Source organism: Nostoc sp. DSM 114161, assembly GCF_052692665.1.
In genome coordinates this window covers 2,458,887-2,470,804 of the sequence record NZ_CP195141.1, presented here as the reverse complement: position 1 = coordinate 2,470,804, position 11,918 = coordinate 2,458,887, and the positions used below count along the sequence as shown (strand labels likewise).

Sequence of the window (11,918 nt, the reverse complement as noted above, 5' to 3'; positions counted from 1 at the left end):
AAGCTATTTTGCCAGTATATAGCAATCATTCAGATCCCCGACTTCTTAAATAAGTCGGGGATCTTGTCTCTCTTATTCACCAGAAATTTGCACAAATACTGTTCTTGTACGCGGCCCATCTAATTCAAAAAACAACACAGATTGCCAAGTTCCTAAAGCTAATTTACCATCAACAATAGGTATTATCTCACTAGTCGCGAGCATCATTGCCATTAAATGAGAGTGAGCATTAATCGGTTCATCTTCTGGAACATCTCTTAAGTGCAAATCATTATGCAAATAGCTGTCTGTTTCCGGCGCTAATTTTCGCAAGAACACTTTTATATCTTCTAACAATCTGACTTCATTTTCGTTGATGGCTAAAGCTGTTGTAGTGTGTCGAGAGAATACTAAAGCTTGTCCATTCTTAATTGATGTTGAAGCAATCAATTCTTGAATTTGTGGTGTTATATTATGAATATTAATTTTTGGTTCTGTTTCAATTTCAATTAATTTATTAATAATTGGCATTGGTTCAATTTTAAATTTTGGATTTTATTGATAGTCGGCTAACAAATTTTAATATGCTAATAAATTTAATATCAACTCCTAATTATATTTTGCAACCCTTCAACTAATCTTTCTATACCTTCTTTTGCCGTCTCTTGTTGCAGCGCCCCATAAGCAACGCGTAGATAACATTGATTATCTATGCCAAAGGTTGTACCTGGAATAACTGCTACTTTATATTCTTGAATGAGTCTTTTAACTAATTCAAAAGCATCTATTTGAGTATGAACTTTAAGGAAAAAGTAAAAAGCGCCATTCGCAGGTGTAATGGTACATAAACCTTGGAGGCGGTTAAGGGATGTTAGGACTAATTGTCGTACTTGAGAAATTGCTCCAATATTTTCCTTCAAATACTCTTCTTTTGCTTGTAATGCTCCTAATGCTGCATATTGAGAAATTACTGGGGGACAAATTAAAATTGTGTCTTGGACTTTTTTAACCGCGACAAGTAAATGTTGAGGAATCACCATGTAGCCAATACGCCAACTTGCAAAACCATAGGCTTTGGAAAGGCTATAAAGAGAAATGGTGTATTTGCTACTACCACCAAATGCACCAGGTGAAATATGTTTTACCCCATCGTATGTAAAGTATTCATAGGCTTCATCACTAATGTGATAAATGCCGCGAGTTTTACAGATTTCATTTACTTGCCGCAGCGTGGCTTCACTATAAACAACCCCAGTGGGATTATTCGGTGAAATGGTGACTACAGCGCGTGTTTTGGGTGTAATTGCTTGAGCGATCGCTTCTGTTCGCAGTTGATAATTTTCATCCGTTGCTACTAATATTGAACGACAACCAGCCATTGCGATCGCCATTTCATGATTGAAATAGTAGGGTGTATTTAAAATAATTTCATCGCCTGGGTTGGTAATAGCAAGAATGGCATTCATAAATCCCATATTGCTTCCCGCTGTCACCACGATGCAGTTTTCCCCGTTGATTTCAATACCATTAAATGCTTGTAATTTTCCTGCCAGCGCTGTCACCAATGGCAGAATTCCTTCCACTGATTTATATAAATGATTATTCTCTTCGGCGAGGAATTTTGGCAAAAACTCTATTGCTTCCGGTGGAGGGCTGTAATAAACAACACCTTGTCCTAAAGAAATTGTTCCAGGAGAATTTTTAATTAGTTCCCCAACCACTGGAATAATCGGCGATTGTATCGCCTGCATACGAGAGGTTAGGGATTCCATGTTTCCATTTAGATCGAGGTAGCTATACTATCTTTTGCGGGAGAAGAACCGACTAGTCGCGATCTTTTTTAACCAATCGCGACTGGTCGGACGTAGTTCTATGAAGTTGTTTCTTGCTTAATTGTTTCTAGTTAATTTTAGCTACTTAGTTTTGCATGACTAAGAAATACTTTGCTATACTAGAAACTCGTCGTTATTAAAAATCTTGTTTTTTCGACCAGTTACCTCGTGGGTTATCTTCTCGTGGTTTAGCTTTGTTAACTCTCAGTTGACGGCCCATCCATTCTGCACCATCTAATTCTGTGATGGCTGCGTCCTCTTGAGCATCTTCATTCATATCAACAAAAGCAAAGCCCCGCAGTCGTCCTGTTTCGCGGTCAGTAGGCAAGACAACTCTTTTGACCTCGCCGTAGTCTGCAAACACTGCTCTTAAGTCTGCTTCAGTAGCGCGGTAGGAGAGATTTCCAACGTAAATAGTCATGTGAGATCGGGTAATTTTCAACAAAGAGCGATGAGTTCAGCTGAAAACAGATTTAACAAAATTGCAAATAAATATTGCATATTCCTCTCTGATCCAGCAATAGTTTGATGAATGTTCGAGGGGAGCAGTAAATCAGGTAGCATTCGCTGAACTTACACATACGCTCATATAATAACTGATTGTGACGTTTTTCAAAGTACTAGATTTGACAAACTCTTATTAACCTAAGTTGCTAGTTCCGCCGAAGTGCGATCGCTACGGAGGCGATTTGAGCAATTAAATTCCCTCTATAGAAAAAATTACAGGGGCTATACTAAACTAAATAATTGCCTTTTATGCTAAGTAAGTTAGCGGCAATAAATCAAACTATATTACAAAATGTAAATAAACTCGAAACTCTTACAAATCAGCAAGAACAAATAATAAATAGCCATAAGACGTAGTTAGCTTTATTTGGGTAGCCTGAGCGATCGCTGATGACTTAATTAAAGACGATGGAAGTGCGTAAGCGTAGATCGTCGTAGACATCGCCATCAAGTTAATTGACAATAGTATCAATAAGCCACAAATTATGTAGGGTAGCACAGTTGTGCTACCCTGCGAATTTTCTCTACTCCAAGCAATTGCCAACCGCTATAAAATCGGACTAATGCCAATTAGTATTTAAACTAGATTCTGCCTCTAGTATGCGGTTTGCGAGTCAACATAGACATTTCTTTATCCAGTTGTTAAGGCTCAGACATATAAATGAAGCGATCGCCAGTATGAAGTTAAGTATAAATATTAAGTGCAGACTATACCACTATTTGGTAATAGCGCAGCAAATATAAGCAATATTAAATAAAACAGCGCAAATAAACTAAAGTACGTAACAAAAAATAAAGTTGTCTAAAAACCTCTTCGCTTCTGCTTTCTGCCCTCTGCCTCCTGCCTTCTCATAACAAAAATTTTTAACACCAATCTACTTAATACTTTAACGAAAGAATAAAAATTGTGATTGATAAAGTTGGAATTAATGTCTAGAGATCGCAATTATGAGAGGAAACGATGCTACAATACTACTTGTTACACATTTGAGCGAATAAATTTCAATTTATATCGGTTCCCAATCTGTTAAGGTAGGCTTTTAAAACCGCTAAGCTGGGTAAAAAAATTTTGGTCTACCTCATTAGCTTAGGAAACGCTATACTCTTGTTTTGTTAAAGTTAGAGAATCTAATCGCTTAAAGGCTTTTGAAACTTTGTCTTTTACATTTTGGCTAAAAATTTTAATTAATGTTAGAAAAAAACCTCAAACCTTTGTAAAATCAAAGCTTCAGAGTCTGAATTCGATTCTTTTTTTCTGAAATTAACAGAAGCTTCCGGGGAAAGCAATGTCCGGTAAATCGCTTTGCATCTACACATTTCCAAGGAATGTCAAGAAAAATTTTTGTTTTTTACAAGCAAAATAAAGATAAAAACTATTGTTAACTTGATACAAAATATTGGCAGAAAAAGATTTAATTAATTTGAGAAATAAATCAGATGCTTTTAGCAAAAATTTATGAGAAAAGTAAAGGCTGTTCTCTAATTTTTAATTTGCTTAACATCAGTTTGATTTCACAATTTTTAAGTCTATTTAAATAGACTTAAAAATCTTAAAAGTTTTTAGGTGTTCCCAAGTTAAAGGTTTTACGCTGTCCCGTACCAAAAGGCAGTAAGAAACCTGATGATGCGTTGTTGCTGTACGTAGTTCGTGAAAGACAACTAAAAATTGTAGTTTTTTAACCAGAGGAATCAACAAAATGCCTTGGCAACTATCCTCTCAAATTCCGATTAATCCTGTTCATGCTGCTGTGGGAAGAACGGGTAAAGTATTGTTCTTTGGTGGTTCTGGTAACAATTCCAGCCAAGCAGCATACGACAATTCCCCGAACGGAGTCAGGCTTTGGGACCCTAAGACCGGAACTTTCACCACTCCCACGATTCCACGAGATAGTAATGGAGATCCTATTGACGTTTTCTGTTGCGGTCACTCATTCCGACCTGACGGGCAACTGTTTGTTGCAGGTGGAACATTACAATACGATCCATTCTATGGTAGTAGCGATTGCTTTCTATTTAATTTTACTGCCAATAACGGCAATGGCAGTTGGACAAAAGTGGCATCAATGAATAGAGGGCGCTGGTATCCTACCGTATTAACGTTAGGTAACGGTCAAATTTTCGCTCTCTCAGGTTTAGATGTAAATGGCATTACTACTCGCAACCCGGAAATTTTTAGCGCTTTTACTGGTTGGAACATTTTTACACAACAGACTAGTAATTTAGCTTACTATTCCCACTTAATTCTGTTGGCTAGTGGCAAAATTTTTTATACAGGCGCTCAGATGGGGGGTAACAGAGGTGTATCGCCACGCACTCTCAGTTTACCTTCACAATTTAATCAAGCGATCGCCGAACAGGTAGTGTCTGGATTGCAAGCTCCAACTAATGGGAACCAAGCTGCTAGCGTATTGCTCCCACCAGCTCAAGACCAAAAAGTAATGATTATCGGTGGGGGTGGAACTACAACAACGAACCGAGTTAATATTATCAATTTCAATGCTACTACTCCCACTTATACAGCAGCATCGTATCTCAATAATCCAAGGATGCACCATAATGCTGTAATATTGCCCGATCGCACAGTATTTGTGTGTAATGGCAGCAAAGGAGAAGAGAACATAACAGAATCGACACTACCAGCAGAAATATACAATCCAGCAACGAATACCTGGAAGACGGTAGAGACACCAATTGTTAATGGCCGCGTCTATCATTCAGTGGCGGTGTTGCTCCCAGATGGCAGAGTAGCTGTAGCAGGGGGAAATCCTAGACGTGGTGTTTATGAAAATCGGATAGAAATTTATAGTCCAGCGTACATATCGCAGACAAGACCCACAATTGTTAGCGCTCCCGCCACAGCAACCTATAACGCAACGATCGCGATCTCTACAAACGTACCTGCAACAAGCATCAAATGGGTTCATGCGATTAAGCCAATGGCACCTACTCATAGCATGGATACAGAACAACGATTAGTAGATATCCCAATTAAATCTAGGAGCGGCAATTCTTTGACCGTCCAAATAACAGCTAATCGCAATATTGCAGTTCCTGGCTACTATATGTTGTTTGTTGTTAACAACAACAATGTTCCCTCGGTAGCAAGTTGGATTCAAATAAAATAATCCCCAGCGCCAGCTTAATAGCTAATGCTCTATAGGGTTCAGCAATCAATTCAAAAATCAAAGCAGTATCAGCCATTGATGAAGTACGGCAAGCGTAGAACAATGGCAAACGCCAAGTAATTCTAGGAGTTACATATGGAACTAAAGTTAACACGCAGACGATTTGGTCAGTTGGCGCTGGCAAGCACCACAGTTGCTGCTGTGGGGGTTGTTCTAGACAAAACCCTTGCACAATCCAATACAAGTACGCTGATTCTGGGCATCAGAAGTGGTATTGCCAACAATAATACTCCTACCAACCTAGACTCAAATACCACCGACCTCGGTGATGCAAGCCAAACCAACGATCCATCTGCTCTACAGCCAATCATTGTAGAATCTTTTAACGTCAGCACTCAGGAAATCAAGACCGTGCTAACTACTCCACCGATTTTGGAGACTTGCGAGCAGTTGAGCGGTTTTGTGTCCATAAATGGCAAACTCATAGCAGCCGCAAGCAATATCTGTGCAAGAAAGAAAAAGGACAAAAAAGTTCGTTTAATTGATTTAAATTCTCTAGAAACTGTAAGTATCTCAGGACTGAAAAACAAGGAAAATGTTTACCAATTACTGCGCTTGACAGATGGCTCACTTGCTGGGTTGGTCATCAAAGAAAAAGGCAGGGGGTCTTCTAGGATAGTAACTATTGATTTAAATACAGGTCAGATTACAGATAGAAGCAAAATACCCGAACAAAAGCGGGTGACTGCTGTAGCTGAGTGTCCTGACGGAAGTTTCTACGGGATTGATACTGATAAGGTAGGCGAAATAAGTTTGTTTCAAATAGGTCAGGAGCAATCAAAAAAATTGAAATCCCAAGGTAAAGCTTTGAATAATGGTTGTGACGGATTAGTTTGTACTTCATCAAACGAATTATTCGCCTTGGTTGGATTTAGGTATGAATCTCCTCAACACGTGGACAAAATCAATAAGGACAATGGAGAGATGGAGACAATAAAAGGGTTTAATGTTGCTAAAATTACCCTTGCGTAGGCATATTGCTTTGTAGAGATGTTGCAATGCAACGTCTCTACATCTGGATTTAGAACACTGAAAAAACAATTATCTGGGATGCTGGGTTATGCTAAAGCAATATAATATGCTATTTGGTTATGACTATTGCCAGTCAACCCCAACTTAGTTTAGATGATTTCCTCAAACTGCCGGAAACTGAACCAGCATCAGATTTTATCAACGGGGAAATCATTCAAAAACCTATGCCTCAAGCTGAACATAGCCGGCTACAGACTAAATTTTGTAATGTCATTAATAACGTAACTGAAAACCAAAAAATTGCTTACACTTTTACAGAACTGCGCTGTACCTTTGGCGGTGCTTCTATCGTCCCTGATGTGTCTGTGTTTCGCTGGGATAGAATTCCCAAAACTCCATCTGGCAAAATTGCTAATCGCTTTGAAATTCATCCCGACTGGGCAATTGAAATTCTTTCCCCAGAGCAAAACTTAAAAAAAGTTTTGAGTAAATTATTGCATTGTTCGCGCAATGGTACTGACCTTGGTTGGTTGCTAGACCCAGAGGATGAAAGTATTCTGACAGTATTTCCCGAACAGCGAGTGGAATTATACGAGGGTGCTGATAAATTACCCATTATTGAGGGTATCGATTTGGAACTGACTGTAGAACAGGTTTTTGCTTGGCTGAGTTGGAGTTGAGGCGAACTTCAAGTTACAGCAGGTTTCAAGAAAAATGAAGTGTCTTTGACTCAGGTATAAAGCATTGTTAAAAACTGAATTTTTTTATACAATGAGTTTTGATTAATTGTAAGCAAATAATAAATGATGATTATAACTAGATAAATTTAAGCTTGCAATATATCGTATAAAAAATTGAGATTAATTCTGTTGTAATAAACATAGAACTGATTACAAAAAGCGATCGCTTTAAAAGTGGGCGATCGCTTTTGAATCTCAAATTCTAATTTAGAATAGATTGCAACAATGGCTTATCTTGCGATACCTTACCTGTCCGCAACCATTCTTCCACTTCCGTCGGCACTTTTGCTTGACTAATATATTCCCGCAATTCCAAACCTTCCAAAATTTCTTTTTGCAACAGTTGTTCTGCGGTTCGCTCTAATAACTCGCGGTTATGTTGCAAAATAGCCAAAGCGGTATGGTGAGCATTATCCAAAGTTTGCTTCACTTCGCGATCGATTTCTTCAGCCACCTTGGGACTAATAGCACGGCGTGGGTTGCCATAACCTTCGAGAAACTGCTGTTGAATTTTCTCAAACGCCACTGGGCCAAGTTCATCGCTCATTCCGTAAAGTGTAATGGCACGTTCGGCTAACTCAGTCGCTTTTTGAATGTCGTCAGCAGCACCCGTGGAGACTTTGCCGAAAACGATTTCTTCGGCGGAACGTCCACCTAAAAGAGTGGCAATACGACCGCGAATTTCATCTTCCAGCATCAAGAAACGGTCTTCTTCTGGCATTTGAATTGTGTAACCCAAAGCACCGACACCACGAGGAACGACGGAGATTTTTTCGACTCTACCCGCACCAGGCATCAAAGCACCGATAATAGCGTGACCAACTTCGTGATAAGCTACGGTCTTTTTCTCAGTCTCATTCAAGACGCGGGAGCGTTTTTCTAAGCCGGCAATCAGACGTTCGATGCCTTCGTTGAAATCTGCCATCGTCACGGCTTGGCTATTTCTCCGTGCGGCTAAGAGTGCAGCTTCATTTACAAGGTTGGCTAAATCTGCCCCAGCAAAGCCAGGAGTCCTGATGGCGATGATACCCAAATCGACATCATCAGCCAATTTGACGTTTCTAGCATGAACTTTGAGAATTGCTTCTCGACCAATTTTATCAGGGCGATCGACCACAACTTGACGGTCAAATCGACCAGGACGGCGTAAAGCCGGATCGAGAATTTCTGGACGGTTGGTGGCGGCGATGATAATCACGCCTGTGTTGGCATCAAAGCCATCCATCTCGCTGAGTAACTGGTTAAGGGTTTGTTCGCGTTCATCATTTCCCCCCATAATCGGCCCGGCGCCACCGCGAGATTTACCGAGTGCGTCTAACTCGTCGATAAAGACAATACAGGGAGCTTGTTCTTTGGCTTGTTCAAACAAATCGCGGACGCGTGCAGCGCCGACACCAACAAACAGTTCGATAAATTCGGAACCAGAAATACTGAAGAAAGGAACAGCAGCTTCACCCGCGATCGCTTTTGCTAGTAATGTTTTACCAGTACCCGGAGGCCCTACCAACATCACACCTTTGGGAATCTTTGCCCCTAATGCGGTGTATTTACCAGCGTTTTTCAGAAAATCAACAATCTCTTCTAATTCCGCCTTGGCTTCATCTACACCAGCCACATCAGTAAATTTAACACCAGTGCTACCTTCCGAATAAATCCTAGCTTTACTTTTACCTACCGTGAGTGCAGCGGGGCCTCCTTGGCGACTCATTAAAAAGCCCCAAATTCCAAAGAAAATTAACGGTGGTGCAATCCAACTAAGTAAAGTACCAATCCAGGCATTTTGGTTTGGTGGTGGTGCTGCAAACTGGACATGATGCTCGCGGAGAAGTTTCGGCAAATCTAGATCGATACCTACTGGCGTAGTGATGAAAACTTGTTCGGTGACTTTGCCATCGGGAGTTTGAGTTTTGATGGTATATTCAATGCGATCGCCACTGACAATCGCTCGATCTACCTTCCCCGCTTCCACCTCAGCCAAAAATGTGCTATAGGGAATCTGGGGCGAGCGCGACATAAAAAAACTGGGAACAATAAAGTTCAGCAGTAACAACAGGCTTAATAAAATGAAGAAACTGCCACCAAATTGTCGCGCTTTGGGCGGTTTCATGGGTCTTTTGTTATTAGTTTCAACAGGCATTTTGATGTACCCTCAATTTAAATTTGTCCTTGGTCATTAGTCATTTGTCCTTTGCAAATTACCAATGACCAAGGACAAATGACTAACGACTCTTTTTCAGCTTAGTAACAGAGCAAATAATCCACATAAAGCAATGCCATCAAATACACCAGCACCGCCAATGCTGAGTACTCCTGCACTCATAGATTGAATATCTTTTAGATGTAGCAAATCAGCACCAATTAAGGTTCCCAGCACGCCGCCAGCAAAGGCCACGGGAGCAGCATGGGGAGCAATTAACATTGCAGACAAAGCAGCAGTCAAGGGAGCCAATAACGGATTCATTTGAATACCTATTCCTGGTACCACCCGCGCTGCATAATAGCTAACGACGGTAACGATCGCAGTTACAACCAAAATGAAGAGAGCATTTGTATGAGCAAATTGGTACAGTGCCAACAACACAGGAATTAAGCCACCACCGACATTCAGTGCTACCACGGTAGAACGCTCAACTCTCCTTAAAGGAATACCCCAAAATTCTTTTAACCATAGCGTCGCAAAATCATCTGCTAGATGAACTGGGGCTACTAGGCGGTATAGGGGTATATTGATAGTGCTTGTGAAAATTACTAGCACCAGCAAGAAAAAAGCAATGTTGGGAGAAAATCCCAGCTTGGCTACTGCGATTTCCACCACATCTACTGCCACAGCAAACCAAATGAATGGTAGTAGTAGTAATAACAAAAGAAATAGCAGTAATGAAACTGGTAGGTAAATCATAAGATGAGAAAATTGATAATTGTGTCATCTCGCACAAAAACACATTTCAAGGTGCTATATCGATTCATCCAACAAATGCTTAAGTAGTAATTAAGCTGCTAGAAATATTGACAGTTATAGGCGAAAAATGTATGTAGAAAAAACTTTTATCTATTTACTCAGCTATTACGTTTTGAAATTGCTCAGTTACTCATGAAGTTTCTTGACCGTTAACCGTCAACAATCGACAGAAAATGATGTGCTGTGTTAGATGCGCTACAGCTAATCTATTGGTTTCTATTTTAGAAACTAGATAGCGCAGTTTAAATTCGCGTACACCCAACAGAAAAATGTGTATTCCCGTACTGTTATGCAAAATCAGCTAGGATTTGTTCTCAAATTACTTCTACTTTCGGCTTTGATATCGGTGTTAATAAAGTACGTTGCTCCATATTTATCAATTTCGGCAACAACAACTAATGCCTTAATTATAGTTTTATTACCGATCGCCATCGTAGCGATCGCCCTACTGTGGCGATTCCAAGCATACAAACAAAGTTAACTTCGATTATCTAGGCACAAGCGATCGAAATCAGCTAACCTAGCTGAATTACAACAAAATTGCATCTCACCAATTGCTGGGAGTTAGCCTGTGAACTTGGGTCAATGGATCGGTTTAATTGCGATCGTTCTTTCTTTATACATTTTGTGGCAAATTCGGGAAGTACTATTACTGATGTTTGCCGCAGTTGTTTTAGCTACCACCTTAAATCGGCTAGCGAAACGCTTCCAACGCTCAGGTATGAAGCGTGGAGTCGCCGTGCTGCTGTCAGTCGCTATCTTTTTTGCAATCATCGTGGGTTTTTTCTGGCTAATTGTGCCGCCTTTTGCACAGCAGTTTCAAGAATTAACCTATCGGGTTCCCCAAGGGTTTGGACGCTTTAATAGTTGGCTAGACGCGCTCAGAACCCGCATTCCCCAGGAGTTGGTTCCCTACGTTCCAGATCTCAACAGTCTAATTCAACAAGTACAGCCCTTTGTCAATAGATTATTAGGAAATTCCTTCGCTTTTGTCTCTGGTTCCTTGGAAGTTGTTCTCAAAGTTTTACTAGTGCTAGTTTTAACAGGAATGTTGTTAGCCGATCCCATAGCTTATCGTAAAGTTTTTGTGCGACTTTTTCCCTCATTTTATCGGCGACGGGTGGAAGGGATTTTAAGTAAGTGCGAAATTTCTTTGGGGGGATGGGTAACAGGTGCTGTTATTGCTATGGGTGTAGTGGGATTAATGAGCGTAATTGGCTTATCTGTTTTGGGTATTAAAGCAGCACTCGCTCTGGGGGTTTTGGCAGGATTTTTGAACTTAATTCCCAACCTCGGCCCGACACTAAGTGTAGTCCCAGCAATGGCGATCGCTTTGTTAGACGAACCTTGGAAAGCGATCGCAGTTTTGATTCTCTACTTTATCATTCAACAGGTTGAGAGTAATTTCATCACACCCGTAGTGATGGCACATCAAGTCTCATTGCTACCAGCTGTCACCTTAATTTCTCAATTATTTTTCGTCACTTTTTTTGGCTTTTTAGGATTATTCCTCGCACTACCCTTAACCGTTGTCGCTAAGATTTGGGTACAAGAAGTTTTGATTAAAGATGTTTTAGATGAATGGGGAAATCACCATCTGCAAGAAACTGAGTTTGTCATCAGTTCTCAATTTCCTCAAGTAGACGATCCTTGGTCAACAGAAACTCCAGCTAGCGATCGAGAACAACCAGTTGATAATGCTTTTCCCAAAGACGAATAGTTATTGGTAAGCTAACGCGCCTAC

The 11,918-nt window shown here is 40.3% G+C and carries 11 protein-coding genes; 5 read left to right on the top strand and 6 right to left on the bottom strand.

The features are described 5' to 3' along the window. Window positions 1–72: 72 nt before the first annotated feature. The 4 genes from NSTC745_RS10680 to NSTC745_RS10665 all read right to left on the bottom strand — a co-directional run bounded on the left by NSTC745_RS10680 (window position 73) and on the right by NSTC745_RS10665 (window position 2,760). Complete coding sequence (locus tag NSTC745_RS10680) at window positions 73–510, bottom strand: secondary thiamine-phosphate synthase enzyme YjbQ (protein ID WP_445637110.1); 438 nt, start codon at window positions 508–510, stop codon at window positions 73–75. Between the two features lie 71 nt (window positions 511–581). Continuing rightward, on the bottom strand, window positions 582–1,751 hold the full coding sequence (locus NSTC745_RS10675) for a pyridoxal phosphate-dependent aminotransferase (RefSeq protein WP_445637109.1): 1,170 nt from the start codon (window positions 1,749–1,751) through the stop codon (window positions 582–584). Window positions 1,752–1,947: 196 nt separating this feature from the next. After that, a complete protein-coding gene (locus NSTC745_RS10670; RefSeq protein WP_445637108.1) occupies window positions 1,948–2,232 on the bottom strand; it encodes an RNA recognition motif domain-containing protein in 285 nt (94 codons plus the stop codon). 399 nt (window positions 2,233–2,631) lie between these two features. After that, window positions 2,632–2,760 carry a hypothetical protein gene (locus NSTC745_RS10665; protein WP_445637107.1) on the bottom strand — a complete coding sequence of 43 codons (129 nt, stop codon included), beginning with the start codon at window positions 2,758–2,760 and terminating at the stop codon, window positions 2,632–2,634. 1,255 nt (window positions 2,761–4,015) lie between these two features. Between NSTC745_RS10665 and NSTC745_RS10660 the strand changes: the two genes are divergently transcribed. The 3 genes from NSTC745_RS10660 to NSTC745_RS10650 all read left to right on the top strand — a co-directional run bounded on the left by NSTC745_RS10660 (window position 4,016) and on the right by NSTC745_RS10650 (window position 7,155). Further along, window positions 4,016–5,443, top strand: a complete 1,428-nt coding sequence (locus NSTC745_RS10660) for a galactose oxidase-like domain-containing protein (RefSeq protein ID WP_445637106.1) — start codon at window positions 4,016–4,018, stop codon at window positions 5,441–5,443. A gap of 135 nt (window positions 5,444–5,578) precedes the next feature. Next, the gene (locus NSTC745_RS10655) at window positions 5,579–6,475 is read left to right on the top strand and encodes a hypothetical protein (protein ID WP_445637105.1); all 897 of its coding nucleotides are present in this window, start codon (window positions 5,579–5,581) and stop codon (window positions 6,473–6,475) included. Window positions 6,476–6,594: 119 nt separating this feature from the next. Beyond that, the gene (locus NSTC745_RS10650) at window positions 6,595–7,155 is read left to right on the top strand and encodes a Uma2 family endonuclease (RefSeq protein WP_445637104.1); all 561 of its coding nucleotides are present in this window, start codon (window positions 6,595–6,597) and stop codon (window positions 7,153–7,155) included. Between the two features lie 262 nt (window positions 7,156–7,417). Here the strand turns inward: NSTC745_RS10650 and ftsH are convergent, their stop codons facing one another. Beyond that, the gene (gene ftsH / locus NSTC745_RS10645; protein WP_445637103.1) at window positions 7,418–9,352 is read right to left on the bottom strand and encodes an ATP-dependent zinc metalloprotease FtsH; all 1,935 of its coding nucleotides are present in this window, start codon (window positions 9,350–9,352) and stop codon (window positions 7,418–7,420) included. A 96-nt stretch (window positions 9,353–9,448) separates the two neighbouring features. Then, window positions 9,449–10,114 carry a DUF1614 domain-containing protein gene (locus tag NSTC745_RS10640; protein ID WP_445637102.1) on the bottom strand — a complete coding sequence of 222 codons (666 nt, stop codon included), beginning with the start codon at window positions 10,112–10,114 and terminating at the stop codon, window positions 9,449–9,451. A gap of 349 nt (window positions 10,115–10,463) precedes the next feature. On the opposite strand from NSTC745_RS10640, the gene NSTC745_RS10635 reads away from it, so the two are divergent. After that, complete coding sequence (locus NSTC745_RS10635; protein ID WP_096535495.1) at window positions 10,464–10,655, top strand: hypothetical protein; 192 nt, start codon at window positions 10,464–10,466, stop codon at window positions 10,653–10,655. A 90-nt stretch (window positions 10,656–10,745) separates the two neighbouring features. Further along, the gene (locus NSTC745_RS10630; protein WP_445637101.1) at window positions 10,746–11,894 is read left to right on the top strand and encodes an AI-2E family transporter; all 1,149 of its coding nucleotides are present in this window, start codon (window positions 10,746–10,748) and stop codon (window positions 11,892–11,894) included. Window positions 11,895–11,918 lie beyond the last annotated feature (24 nt).